Below are 19,260 nucleotides of genomic sequence, written 5' to 3' on the forward strand. Positions count from 1 at the left end.
CGCGAACTGAGGCACTCTCTGACATGCATCAGTTTTGCGATCACGGCCTCAATAGTCCTCACCGGCATAGCGATTGGGTTGACCAACGGCTTCCGTGCTCCTGATGAAGTCGGCCCAATCTGCTCCCGGCCGCCAGATGCTTTCCATGTTTTCCATCGCCTTGGGCACAGTTAACCCAAAGCCATCGATTGCATAGCGATAGAAAAATGCACTCACCCGCGCATTGTAGATGCAATGGACATGAATATTAGCGTTTGGATGAGCGGCGAGTGCCTCTTTGAAGGCCTGGTAATCCGCATCCGTTGGATTCTCGAAATCGACCGGGATGTATATGTATGCCATGCCCAGTTCCGCCACCGTGCCACGTTCATCGGTCAGCGCACCTTTGCCATTGTGATGAATGCCCAGGTTTATGATGTGGGTCACACCAAGGGATTTGAGGTCGACCATTTGCGCCTCATCAGGTTGGCCTGACGTCGTGATGCGCATATCGATGCGCCTCCAGTTTAGGATGTGTGTTAGGTCAGTCATTGTGGCCTCCTCCTGTCAGGCTTGCAGGTCTGCACAAACAGCGTGGGCTTTGGTGAAACGCTTTGTAGACGCAGGAAACCTTGCCAGTTTGTCGATAGGGCGCACCGGGCGTGGTACGAAGTTTCCGCCGCAGTTCGGGCAGAGGTTGGCAAATCTTTTCTCGGCGCACTCCGCACAAAACGTACATTCGAAAGAGCATATGCGTGCGTCCTTCGAATCCGCCGGTAGGTCCTTGTCGCAGCATTCGCAATTTGGTTTTAGGATCAACATATCAACGTCTCCAGATCGTGTGACCGTAGACTATCCGCTCTGTCTTTGGCAGAAATGCCAACATGACCGCAAAAACTGCCAAATTGAATTCACCAACGAACGACCCGAGGTTGGTCGTCTTTGTCGTGTACCCGGATGTCGTTCTGTTGGATCTGGTCGGCCCACTTCAAGTCTTCTCTCATGCCCCAGATTCTCTGACTCAACGCAATGGCTACGAGTGCGTGGTTGTATCTGTCGACGGCGGTCTCATCGAGACGAACACGGTTGTCTCCATTCCAAGCGAGCCCATCTCATGTCTCTTGAACCGCTCAGTACACACGCTGGTTGTCGTGGGTGGTGATGGAGCCATTCCCGGTATGCGCGATCCGAAACTGGGCGCAGCGATCAAGGCACTTGCCGAAAGAGCGCAGCGTGTCTGTTCCGTTTGTTCCGGCGCATTGGTCCTTGCGGCGACTGGGCTGCTGGACGGGCGGCGCGCCGTCACGCATTGGGAAGACTGTAGGATGCTCGCAGACGAGTTTCCCAAAGTGCAGGTCGAGCTTGACCCTATCTTCGTTAAGGATGGTCGAGTTTGGACATCGGCCGGGATCACGGCAGGCATCGATATGTCGCTGGCGATCGTGTCCGAGGACTTGGGGCGCGATTCTGCTTTGAGCATGGCCCGCTCAATGGTGGCTCAAATGGTTCGTTCAGGTGGCCAATCGCAATACAGCCCAGCACTTGGCCGACAGGTCAGTGATGGCCTCGGACGTTTCGAGGCATTGCACGCGTGGATGTCGGAAAATCTAGGCGCGGAGTTGTCCGTTGGCTCACTGGCATCAAAGGCTGGAATGAGCGCCCGTAACTTTGCTCGTGTTTATTCCAAAGTAATGGGTAAGACGCCAGCGAAGGCGGTTGAGGCGATGCGGATAGAAAGAGCGCAGGATTTGCTGGAGACATCCTCCAAGAGTTTGAAGCAGATCGCCACGCTGAGTGGGTTCAAGGAAGAAGACCGTATGCGATGTGCCTTCCTGCGAGTGTTGAGAGTAACACCGTCGGAATATCGCCAGAACTTCCGGTCTGCGTAGCCTTGGTACCAAGTTTGCTGATGGCTCTGGACATTGGGGTGATCGCTCTGGCGAAGCCGAGCCGCAGCGTCGAGAACTATGGCCGATCTTCTGATTGGCCCGAGACTTCGTTGCGCCAACCCCCCCACGACCAAGACGGCGCTTGTGGCGCGAACTCCACCGCATTTGGCCAAGTGCAACAGGAACAAGACGGAGGTTATGAGGAAGCCGTTTGTGTTCTTCACCGTTCTCAAGCTGACGATCGACCAGCAAATGAATGCGCGCCGCTTGCGCAATGAGCGGTGCCAGATTAGTGCCGCCTGCGCTTCGGATAACGACACTGGCTCGATCATCTGAGCGGGTTTTACAGCCGGGATAAATGTGCTTGATCAGACCTGCGCTAACCAATTCGACGTCAATCCGTCCAATCGTTCTCTTCGACAATCCAAAAACCTGTGCAAGCAGCTCCAGTGAATGTCAAAGAGCGCAGATCTCGCCCCGTTAAAAGTCCGATGGCTGAAAGCTCCCAATCACGAATGCCAAGCACTCGACGGACCATTTAGAAAGGCCGAACCAGACGTTCGATCGTCGCAGAAGCTGCTTCAGTTGATAGGGCGGATGTCGGAAGGGAGGTCTTCGTGTGCAAGCCGAACACTTATGCCGCACACCCTCACATCAGCTTACCGCCCGGATTGCCAGTTGATTTCACGTAGCCCTTTAAGGTGGCTTCTGCCAGAAAGCTGGGAGCTTTTGCGTTAGATTTGATCCTGGTTTCGGTTGCCGCGGAGCCGGGATTCTTCTTTGTATCTCGTCGATAGCACCTCCCATATTGAGCCGCGAACTGTGCCGGATTTATACCATTGTTTTTCACGTGTTCCCGTACAGATGCTGCAAATTCCTCCAGGAGATAAGGCGTTCTTCGACGCAACAATATCTATTTATCGGTATTTTTGGCGACCCCGGCAGGATTCGAACCTGCAACCTGCCCCTTAGGAGGGGGCTGCTCTATCCAGTTGAGCCACGGGGCCTTGCGTGACCCAACTACTGTTTCAAACGCGCCTTGTCACCCGTTTCAATAGGCTCCGGGTTGTCCAAATGCTTGAATCTTGTTCAGTTTTAAAGGTAACTCAAGGGAAGCATAGAAAGGACCGTCCTTGACTGATCGCCCTGCCCGCCCGCTGACGCTGCGCGATGTATCCGCTGCGTCTGGCGTGTCCGAAATGACTGTCAGCCGTGTGTTGCGCAACAGGGGCGATGTGTCTGAAACGACACGGAAAAAAGTGCTCGCGGCGGCAAAGACACTTGGCTATGTCCCAAATCAGATCGCTGGATCGCTGGCCTCTCAACACGTCAACCTCGTAGCGGTCATTATCCCCTCGCTCAGCAACATGGTGTTTCCCGAAGTTTTGACCGGTATCAACCAGGTCCTGGAAGACACCCCGTTGCAGCCCGTATTCGGCGTCACCGACTACATGCGCGACAAGGAAGAGCGCGTGCTGTACGAGATGCTGTCCTGGCGTCCTTCGGGCGTGATCATTGCGGGATTGGAGCATTCGGATTCGGCGCAGGCCATGCTGCGCAACGCTGGTATCCCAGTGGTCGAGATCATGGATACCGATGGCAACCCAGTCGATAACATGGTCGGCATTTCGCACCGGCAGGCCGGGTTGGACATCGCCAAAGCCATCTTGAAACAGGGCTATTCTCGCATCGGTTTCATGGGTACGTCCATGCCGCGCGACCACCGTGCGCGCAAACGGTTCGAAGGACTCACGGAGGGCCTCGCCAAAGCTGGGATTGAGATTGAAGCACGCGATTTCTACGAAGGCGGGTCTGCGCTGGCTAAGGGGCGCGAGATGACCAAAGCCATGCTGGACGCGAACCCGGACCTCGATTTCCTGTACTACTCCAATGACATGATTGGGGCGGGCGGGCTGCTTTACCTGTTGGACGAAGGGATCGATGTGCCCGGACAGATTGGTCTGGCGGGCTTCAATGGCGTTGAGTTGTTGCAAGGGCTTCCACGCCAATTGGCAACCACGGACGCCTGCCGCCTTGAGATTGGGCGCGCTGCAGCCGAGATCATTCGTGATCGGAATGCCGAAGGGGCCGATCCGGCACCCAAGCACATCACGCTGACGCCAACCATCTCTTATGGCGATACATTGCGCCGCGCATTGCGGACGTGACGCCGTTCACGCTGACCAACACTCAGTCAAGGCGTGTCTTTCTGGATCGTCATGCCCTTTCTGACACGCCAGGCGGGCCGGCGCATGGGGATGCCCTGCTTGATCTGATCACGCGGCTTGGATTTGTTCAGCTCGACAGCATCAACACAGTTGCGCGTGCGCATGATCTGATCCTGTTCACTCGTAAGCCGAGATACCGGCCGAAGAACCTCAAAAACCTGTACGAACGTGATCGTAGTCTGTTCGAACATTGGACACATGATGCTGCGGTCATCCCCGCGTCGTTCTATCCCTACTGGCACCTGCGGCGCGGACGAGACGCCGCCCGCCTGCGCGAACGGTGGAGCGAATGGCGGCGTGATGGCTTCGAGGCCAAATTTCAGCCTGTTCTGGACCAGATTCGAGAGCACGGCCCTTGCTGCTCGGGCGATGTGGGAGATGGCGAAAAACGTGGATCCGGTGGTTGGTGGGATTGGCATCCGTCCAAGACAGCCCTTGAATACCTCTGGCGCAGCGGGGCCTTGCAAGTCGTCAAGCGCGAAGGATTTCAGAAGTACTATGACCTGACTGAACGGGTGCTGGATACCCGCACCATCGGTAATGCCCCGGATACCGAAGAAACCGTCGACTGGTGTTGCCGCGAGGCGTTGGACCGGCTGGGTTTTGCTACGCATGGTGAGTTGGCCGCATTCTGGGATCACATCAGCCCGGCAGAGGCGAAGGACTGGTGCATATCGGCGCTTGCCTCGGGGCGGATCATAGAAGTGCATGTGACCGGCGTGGATGGGTCAACCCGTCCAGCATATGCGTGGCCCACACTGCCTGACGACCCATCCTTGGAGCAGGTTCCGACATCGCGGCTGCGTGTCCTCAGCCCGTTTGATCCTGCCTTGCGCGACCGAAAACGGGCTGAGCGCCTGTTCGGTTTCGCTTACCGGATCGAGATCTTCGTGCCTGAGCCCAAGCGGACCTATGGCTATTACGTCTTTCCGCTGATGGAAGGTGATCGCATTGTGGGGCGGGTCGATATGAAGGCGCATCGTGCCGACGATGTCCTGCGCGTGCGTGCGCTGTGGCCGGAACGTAAAGTGCGTTGGGGCAAGGGCCGACAAGCCGCGTTCGAGGCGGAGCTGGACCGCGTCATCAAGCTGGCGGGTGTCAGTCAGATTGCCTTTGACGACGGCTGGCTCCGCACGGCGCTTTAGCGTTGCGCCCAAGGATGAAGCCTCTACCTTGCACGCCATGACAACCCTGAGCGCATACAGCCCCAAAGTCCGTTCTGTCGGACTTGACGGAGTGCTTGTGACCTTCGGCGACACGGCCACGGACGAGGCCAACCGCGCCGCCATCGCCTTTCGCGGCGCAGTGGATGCACAGGGCTGGCCAGAAGTGTCCGAAAGCAGCAGCACGCTGGTGTCGGCCTTTTTTCGGATCGACCTGGCTGAGCATCGGTTCGAAGCAATCTCGGATCGGTTGCAGAGCATTCTGGCCACACGGGATTGGTTCGCTGCATCCTTGCCTGAAGGACGCGCCTTGTGGACCGTTCCGGCGGTGTTCGGCGGCGCGCGGGCGCCGCAATTTGACGAAGCGGCCGAAGCAGCCGGCCTTAGCACCCGGGATGCACTGCGCGACCTGACCACGACCCGGCTGCGTGTCCTGACGCTCGGGTTTGCCCCGGGCCAGCCCTATCTCGGTACGCTGGACGACGCCTGGAACATTCCGCGGCAAAAGGAATTGACGTTGAATGTCCCTGCCGGGGCGCTGGTGGCGGCCGTCCGCCAGATATGCCTGTTTGCCAAGGACACACCTACGGGGTGGCGACATGTTGGGCAATCGGCGTTTGCCTGTTTCCGTCCCCGCGGGGACACGCCATTTCCATTGGCGCCGGGGGACGAAGTCCAATTCACAGACATCTCAGCCACCGAGCTGTCCCGCATCGAAGACACCGTGACAGACGGGTCAGGCGGGGCGATCCGCACGGAGTTGGCGTGATGATTGCTCTGCATGTCCACCAAGTCGGTCCGGGTGTTGCGGTACAGGACCTTGGCCGCACCGGATTTCTGTCCAAGGGGCTGACACGCGGAGGTGCCACAGACAGGTTGGCCGTGCATGAGGGGGCCGCGCTGTTGCGTCAAAGCCCTGAACTTGCCGTTTTGGAAATGGTTGGGACCGGTGGCACGTTCGAGGCGACCGAGGACATGCGCATTGCTCTGGCCGGGGCAGAGATGACGGCACATGTTGACGGGGCTGCGGTTGCCTGGAACGCCAGCCATGCACTTGCGAAATCAAGCGTTCTGACCATCGGTCCGACACGCACGGGGACCTATGGATACCTGCATGTCGGCGGTGGTTTTGAAACTGAACAGATGCTTGGATCACGCGCGACGCACCAGTCGTGCGGCTTGGGCGAACTAGTCACCGCGGGTGATGTGTTGCCGATCGGGTTGGATCGCGGCGGAGACTTTGGCCTTACAATGCCCCGGGACACCCGTTTTGACGGCGGTGCGATACGTATCGTTCCCAGCATGCAAACGTCTGATTTTGCAAAAGAAACACGAGAGAAATTCGAAGCGACCACGTTTCGCCGTGACCCGCGCGCCAATCGCCAAGGTATTCGCATGGACAGTGACGGCAACGGGTTCGCCACACCCAAGGCACTGAGCATCGTGAGCGAGGTCATCGTGCCGGGTGACATCCAGATCACGGGTGACGGCACCCCGTTTGTCTTGATGGCGGAAAGTCAGACGACCGGGGGCTATCCGCGTATCGGGACGGTCATGCCTTGCGATCTGCCCCGGGTGGCGCAAGCCCCTGCGGGCGCTGCCTTGCAGTTCCAGTTTGTGAGCCTCGAAGATGGCGCTGCAATCGAGGCGTGCGCGCGCGCAACATGGGCTTCGTTGCCCAAGGCCGTGACACCCTTGGTGCGGGACCCGGCGACGTTACAAGACTTGTTGAGCTACCAGTTGATCGGCGGCGTCGTGTCCGCCACCGATGCTCCATTGGACAGAGGATAAGGATATGGAAGTCGACCTGAACGCTGATATGGGCGAAAGCTTTGGCCCCTGGAAAATGGGCGATGACGCGGCTCTTTTGAACACTGTCACATCGGCCAATATTGCCTGCGGGGCGCATGCGGGTGACCCGGATGTGATGGCGACGACCATGAGCATTGCGCTTGAACAGGGTGTCGGCATCGGGTCGCATCCCGGCTTTGCTGACATTCAGGGGTTCGGACGGCGACGCATTGATATGCCTCTGAAATCGCTTCAGAATTCCATCCGATGTCAGGTGGGTGCGACGCTGGGAATGGCAAACGCGCTGGGGGCGCAAGTGCGTCACATCAAGCTGCACGGTGCGTTGGGCAACATGACATCCGAGGATGAGGACATGGCCCGCGCCTGTTATGAGGCCGCGCTGTCCGCACATCCAGGCGCCATCATCATGGTGCTGGCCGCTACAGCCCAAGAGCGCGCGGCACGGTCAATTGGGGCGACATTCGCCTGCGAGATCTTTGCCGACCGCGCCTATAATGACGACGCCACACTGGTGGACCGCCGCAAGCCTGGCGCCATCATCCATGATGCTGAAATCGCAGGCAAAAGGATGGTCGAGATGGTGAAGGCGCAGGCCATCATCACCGACAGCGGCAAGCGGATCGAGACGCCCATCGACACCATTTGCTGCCATGGGGACACACCCGAAGCGGTCGAAATCGCAGCGTCAGTCCGCCGGACGCTGGAGGCGGAAGGGATCACCGTGAAGGCCTTTGACGGGCGGACGGGATAACGTACGCGCAACACCTATGCACCGTTTGATCGCCGCAAAGCGGCAGACACGGGTTAACACCATGAAAACAAGGGGCATGCGCGGTGCACCATGTGTACACCCCCTGTGCACCCCCCGTACACCGCCGCAGCGCAGAAACTGCGGACCCGGGCTGGTTAACGCATCGAACGGTTCAATTCGCAAATAGATCGTTAACGGCACTGCGCGCCCGTAAGGCGCACCGGTGGTGCGCCCCGCACGTCAAACCAGCTCGGAATCCGTCATAATCTCGACCAAGGCCGGGCCGTCGACATCCAGCGCCTTTTGCAAGGCCGCTTCGATGGCATCAGACGACACGACCTTTTCCCCATGCGCCCCACAGATCTTGGCGAAAGCCGCGAAAGACGGATTGTGCAGGGATGTTTCCCATACCGGCCATTCACCGGATTTCTGTTCCTTGGTGATCTTGCCCAGCTCGCCGTTGTGCAGCAGCACGTGGGTGATATCCATTCCGTATTTGACCGCTGTGGTCAGTTCCATTGCGTATTGGCCGAACCCACCGTCGCCCGAAATCGAGATGATCTTGCGGCCCTTGAGCCAGTCAAAGTCCTGCGTGGCCGCCCACGCGCCCATGGCTGCGGGAAAGCCGAAGCCGATGGAGCCAAGGTAGCCGGACATCAGCACGCGCTGCCCCTTGGTTTCGAAGTAGCGCCCAAAGGAGTAAGTGTTGTTGCCCACATCCACGGCGATGATCGCATCAGCTGGCGCCACGCGCGACAATGCGTCGAATATGGCGAAGGCATGGATGCCCTTGGCTGTTTCCTCCTCCATACGGTTACGTTTCTCCTTGCGCCAAATATCCCAGCGTTCAGCGAGTTCAGTCACCTGATCAGCCGCGTCAGCAGGACGTACCAGATGCGGAGCAACGGCCGCACAGAATTCACCAATCTCGGACCAGATGGGCAGATCGACCGGGTGGAACTTGCCAAGCTGCATGCGTTCGAAATCAACCTGGATGATGGGTTTCGAAGGTTCGATCCCCGTGTGGTTGGAGAAGGAGGTTCCGAGGGTCAGGATCAGGTCCGCTTCGTTCATAAACCACGACGCAATTGGCGTGCCGGACCGACCGAGAACGCCCGCAGCATTAGGGTGACTGTCGGACAGCAGGCCCTTGCCTTTGAACGTCGTCAGCACCGGAGCACCAAGGGTTTCGGCCAGCTTGGTGATCGCCTCCATATGGTCCCATGCCCCATGGCCGATCACAAAGATCGGGCGCTTGGCCGCGTTCAGCAGGTTCAGCGCATCGGCGACATCTGCATCCGATGGCTTGACGACGGCGCGACCCATGCGCCCGTCGGGCTTGGATGCGGGCGCGTCGGATGGGTTGGTCTGCATGTCATCGGGGAAGATCAGGTGGGCCACGTCGCGTTCGACCAGCGCATTCTTCATCGCCAACGACACCAGTTCGGCGTGTTTTGAGGTGCTCAGCACTGTCTGGCTGAACCTGCTAACCGCATCAAAGGCCGATGCCAGGTCGATGTCCTGAAACGCGCCGGGGCCAAAGACCTGGGTCTGCACCTGACCCGTCAGTGCGAGCACGGGCGCGCGGTCGACCTTGGCGTCCCACAGACCTGTCAGCAAGTTCGTGGCGCCGGGCCCAGCGATGGTCAGGCACCCCGCCGGATGACCCGTCAGCTTGCCATAGGCGGATGCGGCGAACGCGGCGGACCCTTCGTGGCGGATGCCCACATATTTCATCTCACCCGCTTCGACCCGCATTCGGATCGCATCCGCCAGCCCAAGGTTTGAATGACCCACCATGCCAAAGACGTGTTTCAGGCCCCAATTGACCATGCTTTCCGCCATCTGATCGCTGACCGTGCGCACATGCGGCGGTTCTGGTTCGAGACCCACAAATATCTCATCCCCCTCGATCTTGAGCGGGTACAGTTTCTGGCCCGTATCCTCGTGTCCGCCAGGAGGGGCACCGGTAAGCGGATCAAAGTCCCAACCGTGCCATGGGCAACGGATCCAGCATTTACCGCCCTCTCCGCGCTCAATCGATCCTTCGCCCAGCGGTCCGCGCTGATGCGGACAGTGATTGTCCATCGCTGCCCACTGCCCATCGAAATGGGAAAGGCAAATAGAGACGGTGCGTGCGGTGACCGTCTTCACCCGCCCTTCGGGCAAGTCGGTTGTCTGCCCAACCCGGATCCAATCAAGCGTTTCAGTCATGCTATCCCTCCAACCGGCGCGATCAGGTCGATCCATTGCCGTATGCTTGGTCAGGCTGACACAGAAACGTTTTGGGATCACATCACATTTTTCAGCGTCACCTTCAGAGGCTGCGGGCGACCAATGTGCCAATGGTCGCTTCGAACCGGCTGGCGTCCTGTGCGGCCCGCGCAACGATCTGCGCCCCTTCGACCTGCGCCATGGCAGCGTGAGCTTCGGCGCGCGGGTCAGACACATGTCGTAGGGTGCCATCGGCCTGCCCGAGGCGGAAAACCGTGTCTAGCCATGCTGTGACATCGCGGTGGAACGCGGCAAGTTCGGCGAGGCTTGCCTTTGGAAGGGCCGTTTGTGTCACGGATAGCGCAACGCACAAGCACAGGCTGCGCCCGCCATCTGATGCCTGCCGATACAGATTCAGGAACTGCAACAGGCGTGCGCTGGCCATGGGTTCTGCTGCCGAGATGGCGTGGAGCTTGTCCATGAACACGGCCCGGTAACGTTCCATTAGTGCGAAGGACAGATCGGCTTTGGCCGGGAAGTGGTAGTGCACTGATGCCTTTCGGATTCCCGCGCTGTTGGCGAGGTCTGCGAAGCTGAAACCGTCAAACCCGCGCCGCCGCGCAAACTCTTCCGCTTGGTCCAATAACGCGTTGCGTGTATCCATTTGCCTACCTTTTGGTCAGCACGGTTATTAATATATTTCTTTGATCCAAGAAAGCAATGAGGCTATCAACCTTGCAGAACTGAAATGTTTGCCTACCTAATGGAAGGTAACCGCAATGGAGACCGAGTATGGAACTGAATGCTGACTTCACGCAGCCCGTGCGCGTCCTGGACGCAGACAATCCTTGGCGAGCTTCACCTTCAGCGGGGGTCGAGCGGAAAATGCTGGATCGCATTGGGGATGAGGTGGCGCGTGCAACAACCATTGTGCGCTTTGCCCCCGGTAGCGCCTTTGCCCCGCATACCCATGATGGAGGCGAGGAATACATCGTGCTTGAAGGTGTGTTTCAGGACGAAGCAGGCGATTTTCCGGTCGGGACCTATGTGCGTAACCCGCCGACATCGCGCCATACCCCCAGTTCAGCACCCGGCGCCACCATCTTTGTCAAGCTGTGGCAGTTCGATCCCGAGGACCGGCACCATGTGCGCATTGATATGAACACGGCGGAAACCACTGTGGATCCAGCGCGGGATGGTGTGTCCACCGCGACCTTGTTCGAAGATACCAATGAGCGTGTGGCCTTCGAGGTTTGGGCAGCGGGTGCATCTCATGCGTTAGATGCCAAGGACGGGGCCGAGGTATTGGTGCTAGACGGAAGCTTGAGTGACGGTGACGCCACCATGGGTGCGCGTGACTGGCTGCGCTTCCCACCCGGCAGCAAGGTCACGTTGAAGGCTGGATCGGAAGGCGCGCGGCTTTGGGTCAAGGCGGGCCATTTGCGCCAGATGGTCGACGGGTGACGAGCGCCCTAATCATTGGCGCGGGGCTGGCCGGTTTGACGGCCGCGCTGCGGCTGCATCAGGCGGGGCATGACGTGACCGTTCTGGAGGCGCGAGACCGCGTTGGCGGGCGGGCCTTGAGCCTTCCAGTTGCGGACGGTGGCATTGATCTTGGCCCGGCTTGGATATGGCCCGCCTATCAGCCACGGATCGTGGCTCTGCTGAAGGAATTAGGCTTATCGACGCTGGCCCAATTCGAAGATGGCGATTTCATCTATGAAACAGCGGCGCAAACGCAGCGCGGGGCGTTTCCCCGGCGCTACAGCGATGCTGCGCGCATTCGTGGTGGAGTGCAACGGCTTGCTGAAAAGTTGGCGGCGTCGCTGCCTGACGGGACCATACGCTTCGGGCAGGTCGTGCGCGCCATTGATCTGACGCGTCGCCCGCAGGTCGAGACGGAGAGCGCGACATGGGACGCCGATATGGTGATCTGTGCAGTGCCCGGACCCATCGTCGCCTCGTGGGACGTGACCCCGGCGTGGGCTCCGGATGTTTCACAGGCGCTAACCCAATGGCCGACATGGATGGCGGCACATGCCAAGCTGGTTGCCCTTTACGACAAACCATTCTGGCGCGAGGCCGGATTGTCCGGGGGTGCTGTCAGCCATGTAGGCCCGTTGTTCGAAATCGCAGATCAGTCTGATCCCGAGGCCAACGTTTTTGGTCTCTTCGGGTTCTTGGGCGTGACATCTGATGCGCGGCAAGATCGTGAGACCTTAATTCAGCAATCGCTGGCACAGGTGTCACGCCTGTTTGGGCCCCGGGCTGCGCAGCCGAGCAAGGTCGAGCTGATGGATTGGGCCGCAGAGCCATTCACTGCGACCCCATTTGACCAAACGCCGCCGCACGGTCATCCGCCCTATGGCGCGCCCGGCTTGTCGCACCCGGTCGCAGGTCGCCTGATCTTTGCCGGGGCTGAGGTGTCGCAACAGAACGGCGGATTGATCGAAGGGGCAATTGAAACGGGGGAGCGGGCGGCTGCGATGGTCAGCACCGCGTTGGTCAACTAGAGGCGCAGGTCACTGTCTGCTGTGTCGAATGCGGCCTTCATATCAAAGAGAACGCCATTGTCCGCCAAGAGCGCGCGCAAGGGTGCAGGCCCCGGCCCTATCAGATCATCATGCGGCACTGCGAGGATCACCGCGTCATAACCCGCCTGTTCTGGCAGCTGTGCCAATAGGTCGAGCCCGTGTTCCTGCCTCACCTCTTCCAGATCAGCCCAAGGGTCGTAAATATCGGCTTCAAGCCCATAGCTTTCCAATTCACCCAGCATGTCGACAACCTTGGTGTTGCGGATGTCTGCGCAGTTTTGCTTGAACGTGATCCCAAGGATCAGAACCCGTCCCCCATGAACGCGCGCTTCGCGCTTGATCATTGCCTTGACCAAAAGGGAAACCGCATGTTGCGCCATGCCATCGTTGATCTCGCGCGCCATGCGGATGATGTCGGGGATGTGGCCAGCCGAAATCGATTTGTCGATCAGGTAATAGGGATCAACACCGATACAGTGCCCCCCAACCAGCCCGGGCGTGTAGCGGTTGAAATTCCACTTGGTGGCAGCAGCGTCCAGCACGGCGGATGTATCGATGCCAAGGTGCGAAAAGATGATCGAAAGCTCATTGATCAGGGCGATGTTTACGTCACGCTGGGTGTTTTCGATGACCTTGGCCGCTTCGGCCACGCGGATGGACGGGGCAAGGTGGGTACCTGCCGTGATGATGGAGCCATAGAGCGCGTCAATCGCCTGCCCTGCTTCGGGGGTTGAGCCGGAGGTAACTTTGGTGATTTTGGGCAGCGGACGATCCTTGTCGCCCGGGTTGATCCGCTCGGGGCTGTAGCCCGCGTAGAAGTCGGTGTTGAGGCGCAGGCCGGACACTTCTTCGACCAGCGGCAGGCAGTCTTCCTCGGTCGCGCCGGGATAGACCGTACTTTCGAAAATGACGATGTCGCCACGTTTGATTACCTCCCCAACCGTGCGGGAGGCCGCGAGCAGCGGGGCAAGGTTGGGTTGGCGGTGGCTGTCGATTGGGGTCGGGACGGCAACGATATAGACGTTGCACTCCGCGATGTCGGACAGGGTGTTGGTGTAGGTCAGGTGGGTCGCTGCGCCCAGATCGTCCACCTCGCCGGTGCTGTCCGTCCCTACTTGTAGGCCCGCGACGCGCTCGACGTTCAGATCGAACCCGATGGTGGGGCGTTGTTTGCCCAGTTCCACGGCGAGCGGCAGGCCGACATAGCCCAGTCCAATTACAGCCACGCGCATCTGGTCGAGGGTTGGCAGGGGAGCTTGGGTCATGGTCTGCGCCTTTGTCTTGCGATCCCCTGCCTAGCGGGCCGGGCGGTACTGCGCAATATAGGCGCGCCGAATGCGGCCAAAGCGCCAGGTCGTGCACAATGCGGTGAGTGGAGCGGCTTGGGGATGTCCTAACCGACAGCAACCAGTTGCCCGGATCCGGCGGCTGATTTGATCGCTTCGATCACCTGAACAGCGCGCAGGCCATCGGCCCCGCTGACAAGCGGCGGGGCATTGCCTTCGATAACTTGCGCAAAATGCTCAATCTGATCCTTCAGCGGGTTTGACAGGGGCAGTGGCACCCGCGTCTGGTCCATGGGCGCCCACCAGTCCGGGCCGTCCTTTTGCGTCCAAAGGCTGAGGTTGGGCAAGGACAGCGCACCCTTTGTTCCCCCGATGAGATAACTGGACTGATCCGTTTTGGGATAGGCAGGGTTTTCACCTGCAGTCAGCTCCCAACTCCATGGACCAAGGGCAACGTCGGACAGGTTGACGGTGCCCAGCGCGCCGCTGGCAAAGCGAAGGGTGGCGACGGTCACTTCCTCCGCTTTTGCCCCGCGCACCGCATTGTTTTCCATCGCCTGCACATGAGTGATCGGCCCGCACAGGTACATCAGCAGATCAATGTCGTGGATCAGGTTGATAAACAGCGGCCCTGCCCCCGCCCCTTGCCGCCATGACTGGGCGTAGTAGCTGTCGGGTTTGGGCAGCCAGCAGGTGCCCTGTACCGTCGTCACTGTGCCCAGCGTTCCATCGGCGATGAGCTGGTGCGCTTTGGCGACCAGCGGATTGTGCCGTCTATGATGCCCTACAAGGATGGGCACATCTGCCTTTTCTGCGGCAGCGACCACTTCGACCCCTTCGGCGGTCGTGGCCGCGAGCGGTTTTTCGATCAGGATCGGACAGTACACATCGATCAGCGACAGGGCCATCGAAGCGTGAAGGTGGTTGGGCACCGCAAGGATGACGCCGTCGGATTGCGCGGCCAGATCCGAAAGGCTGTCGGTACACGCCCATGGCACGTGTTCTTTCAACGCCGGATCGAAGACGGCAGAGACCGTGACACCTTGTGCACGTTCGATTGCGTCCAAATGCTGACGGCCGATCAGACCGACACCTGCAACACCAATGCGCATCATGCCTGACCTGCCGCGACTGCTGCCATGATCCCCCGCAGCTCGGCCAGCCCACGCATCCGTCCAATCAGAGGATAGCCGGGCAGGCTGTCACGCTTCCGGTCCATGAGCAATTCTTGGCCGTGATCCGGGCGCATGGGGATGGCATGGTCGCTGCGCCCTTCAGCACGACGGCGTGCTTCTTCCTCCATCAGCGCGGCGACGGTTCCAACCATGTCGGTGTCCCCCTCAAGATGTGCCGCTTCAAAGAAACCGGGGCGGTCCGGGTCTGGGGATGGCAGGCGCTTGGTATTGCGCAGATGTGCGAAGTGGATGCGCGGGCCGAGGCGGCGCACGAAGTCAAGCGCGTCGAAGGCTTCGGCGACGCCCAGTGACCCGGTGCACAGCGTCACGCCGTTTGCCTCAAAATTCACTGCATTCAACACGGTCTCATAGTCATCGGTCGAAGACATGACCCGAGGCAGGCCTAGAAGTGAAAAGGGCGGGTCGTCCGGGTGACAGCACAGACGTAGGCCAAGGTGATCCGCCAGCGGGGCAACCTCGGACAGAAAGTCGATCAGGTGGCCGCGCATTTTCTCCGCGTCTATGGCGTCATATGTCGAAAGCCGTTGCTGTACGTCATCCAGAGTCCAACCGTCATTCGCACCGGGTAGCCCGGCAATCACTGTACGGCTGAGCCGCGCCTTGTCTGCGTCATCCATTCGGGCAAAGGCTTCGGTCGCGCTGGCCCGAACAACATCCGAATAGTCATCCAAAGCACCCGGGCGCTTGAGAATGAAGAGGTCAAAGGCTGCGAAATCTGCCAGATCGAACAGCATGGCCGTGCCGCCATGAGGTTGCGCGGCACGGGTTTGAGTACGTGTCCAATCGAGGATTGGCATGAAGTTGTAGCAGATGGTGCGGATCCCTGCTTGCGCTAGAGCGGTCATGCTGGCCTTGTAGGCGTCCAGATGCGCAGCGATGTCGGCGCTTCGTGTCTTGATCGCTTCAGACACCGGCAGGCTTTCCACCACCTCCCATGTGAGGCCGGCAGCCTCAATCATCGCTTTGCGGTCTTGGATCGCTTGCGCGGGCCATTCCTGACCGGGCGCGAATTGGTGAAGTGCCGTAACCACACCAGTTGCTCCGACCTGCGGAAGGTCGGACAATTGCGTGGGATCATTGGGCCCAAACCAACGCCAGCATTCGATCATGGCTGCCATCCCGCGTGTAGGGTGTGATCCGCCTCGAGCGGCAAGGCGACCCGCGTTCCGTCGCGGTGTGCGGCATAGATCGCGGTGACCAGCTCAATCGAGGCCGTTCCTTCGGCCAGAGTGACCGCCGTGTTTGGAGTGCCGTTCAAAGCCTTGCCCACCTCGGTCAAGAACCCGGCAAAACCGGGCAAGTTACGCGATGCTGTTTCGCATATAGCGCCCACTTCCCTTTGCCGTTCAGGATCTCGCGCCTTGAACTGCCATGTGCCTTCGGCAGGTGCGTACGGGTCCGTATGTGATGTTGCGGTCAGATGCTCGTAGACTAGCCGCAACCGGGTTTCATCGGATGCGGCACCAAGGGTAATGCTGCTTGTCGCCAACGCACCACCTTCAAGCTCAAAGATCAGGGCGGCAGTATCCTCAGTCTCGATCGAGTTGACGAGCGTGCCAAGGCGGGCAGTCACCCCAACGATGGGCGCCATGACCGTACCCAGCAGATCGTGGACGTGGATCGCGTGACCCAGCACCGCGCCGCCCTGCTCACCAGCCCAGGTGCCGCGCCATTGGATCGCATAATACTCCGCATCCCGGTTCCAATGTGTTTCCAGCGAAGCTGCGCGTGGGGCGCCCACGAGACCCGCCACTTGCAGGGCGCGCAGTTGGTCGAACGCGGGACCAAAACGGTACTGAAACACAGGAAACACCGACTTGCCCGATGCGGTCGCCGCAGATGAAATGGCGTTGACCTGCTCTAACGACGTTGCCAGTGGCTTTTCGCAGATGACGTGCTTGCCCGCCTCAAGAGCGCCAATCGCAACAGGGGCGTGCAGGTGTGGTGGCAGACAGATGTCGATGACATCGACATCCGCAAACAGCGCATCTTCGATAGAAGAGAGGGGGGTGATCCGATCGCCGCAGAGGGCTGCACTGCGTTCGGCATCCTGATCAACCAGATGCGTCACGACGAACTCTTCAAGCTGATCATAGGCCTCAAGATGCTGCGCGCCGATCCCACCACCCAGAATTGCCACGCGGATCATGTGACCGACCTTTCCGCTATCGCCTGCGCCTGCAGTGCAAGTTCCATCACCCTAAAGCAGTGCGCCTGTGTCATCGCGGTTTCGGTCCGGTGTGCGATGTCATGGGCAAGGCGTTCGAAGTACGGCAATCCCGCGTCACGCGCATCTATCGTCTCGCACCGATCACCATTGACCAGAACAAGATAATCCGTGCCTTCGCGCCCGTTTACATCAACGTATTTGCGCAGCTCAATGTACCCTTCAATACCCAGCAGGGTCAGGCGCCCATCGCCCCAGGTGGGCAGCGCATCCGGCGTGTACCAATCGACGCGGATATAGGCTGATGCGTGATCCGACCGCAGCGCGACCTCTCCAAAATCCTGCAAACCGGGATCATCCGGATTGGCGTGATTGGCCACATGCGCCATGGTCACCTGCGCCTGATCCGAGCCTGTGAAATGCAGGAACTGGTCGATCTGGTGCGAGGCAATGTCGGTCAAAACGCCGCCGTATCTTTCGCGCTGAAAGAACCAGTCAGGGCGTGTGGGGCGGTTCAAGCGATGTGGCCCAAGGCCGGTCGTGTGCACCACACGGCCAATGGCACCGTCCTGCACCAATTGATCGGCCAGCGTAACGCATGGCACCTCAAACCGCTCAGAGAAGTTGATAGACCAGATGCGCCCGGTCTCAGCCACACAGTCCTTGATTGCGTTGAGTTGTTCCAGGGATGTACAGCCGGGTTTGTCCGACATCACATCGTGACCGGCTTGCATCGCCCGAATGGCGACGTCGGCCCGATCGCCGGGGATGTTCGATACCAGCGCAAGGTCAGCCCCGGCAGCGAGAGCGACCTCCAATGTGTCGAACCGGTGCAAGTCGGGAAAACGATTTGCATACCCGGCCAAAGGCTGCGGATCGCCTTCGGTCCAAAAGCCAAGGCATCGGGCACCGACAGCCTGCATGTTTTCCGTCATGCCGTAGATATGGCGGTGATCCAGCCCGAGGGCGACAAAGGTGAGGGTCATTGTGTCACTTCAATCATGGTGGATGTGCGAGCCGCGCGTTCCATCGCGTCGATCACAGCGTGGACATGCAGGGCTTCGGCGGGTGGTACAAGGGGTGCGCGTTTCTCTGCAACAGAGGCGACGAAATCCTCAAGCAATGCCTGATGCCATGCGTGGGTAAAGGCCATCGGATCAGCGCCCCCTCCGGTATCAGCGTCACCGTCGGGGGCAATCGTTTCCGTCTGACCTGAAAGCCAATCGATGTGCAGGCTGTCACCTTCCAGATGCGCGTGTGCTTTCTTGGTGGTGAGTGTGATGCTTTCCGCGCCACCGGGATAAGCCGTTGTGGTTGCGCCTAAGGCGCCAGACGCACCCGAACGGAATGTAAGCAAAGCGGCGGCGATATCCTCAGCCTCCATCCTGTGCAGGGGGCTGGTGCGCATCATGGCCTGCAGTTTTGCAACGGGCCCGGCCAACCATAGTGCCAGATCAAGTGTGTGTATCGCCTGATTGATCATTACACCGCCGCCATCCCGCGCATAGGTGCCGCGCCCGGGTGCATCATAATACGATTGGTCGCGCCACCACGGGACTCGCATATCCACGTGAACGATATCGCCGAGTTCGCCCTTCTCGATGCGCTGTTTGAGCGTTTGTGCTGCTGCCCGTGTGCGGTGCTGAAAGCACATGCCCAAGGGCACGCCCGCTTGCGCATACAGGTCGATCACTTCGCTGGCTGCCGCCAACGTGCGCTCAACCGGTTTTTCCATAAGCGTTGGCACACGCGCCTGCACCAATGCGTGGGCATACTCCAGCCGTGCATCAGGTGGCGTGATCACGATGGCCATGTCAGGTTTTGCGGCCAAGGCAGCTTGCACATCGGTGTATGGCGCCACCTCATGCCCCAGAAGCTTCGACGCCTCGGTGCAGAATGCAGCGGTGCGCGCATCATCCCGCCCCAGAACGCCTGTCAATCGCGCGCCTCCGTGGTTGTCGCGCAGGGCCAGAATGTGGGTCTGGGCGACCATTCCAGCCCCAATCATCAAGACGTTCATTACTGTCCTCCTAATCCACAG

19 protein-coding genes and 1 tRNA gene are annotated in these 19,260 nt (G+C 59.6%); 9 read left to right on the forward strand and 11 right to left on the reverse strand.

Annotation, left to right across the window (positions count from 1 at the left end; genetic code table 11):
• Positions 1 to 48: 48 nt before the first annotated feature.
• Positions 49 to 531 carry a protein tyrosine phosphatase family protein gene (locus Q1A51_RS14570; protein WP_299600051.1) on the reverse strand — a complete coding sequence of 161 codons (483 nt, stop codon included), beginning with the start codon at positions 529 to 531 and terminating at the stop codon, positions 49 to 51.
• Positions 532 to 546: 15 nt separating this feature from the next.
• Complete coding sequence (locus Q1A51_RS14575) at positions 547 to 801, reverse strand: DUF1272 domain-containing protein (protein ID WP_299600052.1); 255 nt, start codon at positions 799 to 801, stop codon at positions 547 to 549.
• A 62-nt stretch (positions 802 to 863) separates the two neighbouring features.
• Between Q1A51_RS14575 and Q1A51_RS14580 the strand changes: the two genes are divergently transcribed.
• Entirely contained in the window at positions 864 to 1,868 is a 1,005-nt protein-coding gene (locus Q1A51_RS14580; protein ID WP_299600053.1) for a DJ-1/PfpI family protein, read from the forward strand.
• 198 nt (positions 1,869 to 2,066) lie between these two features.
• On the forward strand, positions 2,067 to 2,204 hold the full coding sequence (locus Q1A51_RS14585) for a hypothetical protein (RefSeq protein WP_299600054.1): 138 nt from the start codon (positions 2,067 to 2,069) through the stop codon (positions 2,202 to 2,204).
• A 594-nt stretch (positions 2,205 to 2,798) separates the two neighbouring features.
• Here the strand turns inward: Q1A51_RS14585 and Q1A51_RS14590 are convergent.
• A tRNA-Arg gene (locus Q1A51_RS14590) sits at positions 2,799 to 2,875 on the reverse strand.
• A gap of 126 nt (positions 2,876 to 3,001) precedes the next feature.
• Here Q1A51_RS14590 and Q1A51_RS14595 point away from each other — a divergent pair.
• From Q1A51_RS14595 to Q1A51_RS14615, 5 genes are read left to right on the forward strand one after another with little or no spacing between them, the layout of a single operon-like run.
• A complete protein-coding gene (locus Q1A51_RS14595; RefSeq protein WP_299209563.1) occupies positions 3,002 to 4,036 on the forward strand; it encodes a LacI family DNA-binding transcriptional regulator in 1,035 nt (344 codons plus the stop codon).
• A complete protein-coding gene (locus Q1A51_RS14600) occupies positions 4,033 to 5,241 on the forward strand; it encodes a crosslink repair DNA glycosylase YcaQ family protein (protein WP_299600055.1) in 1,209 nt (402 codons plus the stop codon). Before Q1A51_RS14595 ends, Q1A51_RS14600 begins: the two co-directional genes overlap by 4 nt.
• 37 nt (positions 5,242 to 5,278) lie before the next feature.
• Positions 5,279 to 6,028: a carboxyltransferase domain-containing protein gene (locus Q1A51_RS14605; RefSeq protein WP_299600056.1), complete on the forward strand. Its 750-nt coding sequence runs from the start codon at positions 5,279 to 5,281 to the stop codon at positions 6,026 to 6,028.
• Positions 6,028 to 7,050 carry an urea amidolyase gene (locus tag Q1A51_RS14610; protein ID WP_366870007.1) on the forward strand — a complete coding sequence of 341 codons (1,023 nt, stop codon included), beginning with the start codon at positions 6,028 to 6,030 and terminating at the stop codon, positions 7,048 to 7,050. Before Q1A51_RS14605 ends, Q1A51_RS14610 begins: the two co-directional genes overlap by 1 nt.
• 4 nt (positions 7,051 to 7,054) lie before the next feature.
• Complete coding sequence (locus tag Q1A51_RS14615) at positions 7,055 to 7,822, forward strand: 5-oxoprolinase subunit PxpA (RefSeq protein ID WP_299600058.1); 768 nt, start codon at positions 7,055 to 7,057, stop codon at positions 7,820 to 7,822.
• A 240-nt stretch (positions 7,823 to 8,062) separates the two neighbouring features.
• Here the strand turns inward: Q1A51_RS14615 and Q1A51_RS14620 are convergent, their stop codons facing one another.
• Positions 8,063 to 10,036, reverse strand: coding sequence for a thiamine pyrophosphate-binding protein (locus Q1A51_RS14620; RefSeq protein WP_299600059.1), 1,974 nt, complete (start codon positions 10,034 to 10,036; stop codon positions 8,063 to 8,065).
• 103 nt (positions 10,037 to 10,139) lie between these two features.
• Positions 10,140 to 10,700: a TetR/AcrR family transcriptional regulator gene (locus tag Q1A51_RS14625; protein WP_299600060.1), complete on the reverse strand. Its 561-nt coding sequence runs from the start codon at positions 10,698 to 10,700 to the stop codon at positions 10,140 to 10,142.
• Positions 10,701 to 10,828: 128 nt separating this feature from the next.
• Between Q1A51_RS14625 and Q1A51_RS14630 the strand changes: the two genes are divergently transcribed.
• The gene (locus tag Q1A51_RS14630) at positions 10,829 to 11,500 is read left to right on the forward strand and encodes a cupin domain-containing protein (protein ID WP_299600061.1); all 672 of its coding nucleotides are present in this window, start codon (positions 10,829 to 10,831) and stop codon (positions 11,498 to 11,500) included.
• Positions 11,497 to 12,549: an NAD(P)/FAD-dependent oxidoreductase gene (locus Q1A51_RS14635; RefSeq protein WP_299600062.1), complete on the forward strand. Its 1,053-nt coding sequence runs from the start codon at positions 11,497 to 11,499 to the stop codon at positions 12,547 to 12,549. The genes Q1A51_RS14630 and Q1A51_RS14635 overlap by 4 nt, the downstream gene beginning before the upstream one ends.
• On the opposite strand, the gene Q1A51_RS14640 is transcribed toward Q1A51_RS14635, so the two are convergent.
• From Q1A51_RS14640 to Q1A51_RS14665, 6 genes are all read right to left on the reverse strand, one after another.
• Positions 12,546 to 13,835, reverse strand: a complete 1,290-nt coding sequence (locus Q1A51_RS14640; RefSeq protein WP_299600063.1) for a nucleotide sugar dehydrogenase — start codon at positions 13,833 to 13,835, stop codon at positions 12,546 to 12,548. The two genes, Q1A51_RS14635 and Q1A51_RS14640, sit on opposite strands and share 4 nt — an antisense overlap.
• A gap of 128 nt (positions 13,836 to 13,963) precedes the next feature.
• Complete coding sequence (locus Q1A51_RS14645; protein ID WP_299600064.1) at positions 13,964 to 14,971, reverse strand: Gfo/Idh/MocA family oxidoreductase; 1,008 nt, start codon at positions 14,969 to 14,971, stop codon at positions 13,964 to 13,966.
• The gene (gene uxuA / locus Q1A51_RS14650) at positions 14,968 to 16,161 is read right to left on the reverse strand and encodes a mannonate dehydratase (protein WP_299601119.1); all 1,194 of its coding nucleotides are present in this window, start codon (positions 16,159 to 16,161) and stop codon (positions 14,968 to 14,970) included. The genes Q1A51_RS14645 and uxuA overlap by 4 nt, the downstream gene beginning before the upstream one ends.
• A complete protein-coding gene (locus Q1A51_RS14655; protein ID WP_299600065.1) occupies positions 16,158 to 17,201 on the reverse strand; it encodes a Gfo/Idh/MocA family oxidoreductase in 1,044 nt (347 codons plus the stop codon). The genes uxuA and Q1A51_RS14655 overlap by 4 nt, the downstream gene beginning before the upstream one ends.
• The gene (locus Q1A51_RS14660; protein WP_299600066.1) at positions 17,198 to 18,205 is read right to left on the reverse strand and encodes a Gfo/Idh/MocA family oxidoreductase; all 1,008 of its coding nucleotides are present in this window, start codon (positions 18,203 to 18,205) and stop codon (positions 17,198 to 17,200) included. The genes Q1A51_RS14655 and Q1A51_RS14660 overlap by 4 nt, the downstream gene beginning before the upstream one ends.
• A complete protein-coding gene (locus Q1A51_RS14665) occupies positions 18,202 to 19,239 on the reverse strand; it encodes a Gfo/Idh/MocA family oxidoreductase (protein WP_299600067.1) in 1,038 nt (345 codons plus the stop codon). The genes Q1A51_RS14660 and Q1A51_RS14665 overlap by 4 nt, the downstream gene beginning before the upstream one ends.
• Positions 19,240 to 19,260: the final 21 nt, after the last annotated feature.

The sequence above is a fragment of the uncultured Tateyamaria sp. genome, from assembly GCF_947496075.1.
Lineage (GTDB): Bacteria > Pseudomonadota > Alphaproteobacteria > Rhodobacterales > Rhodobacteraceae > Tateyamaria.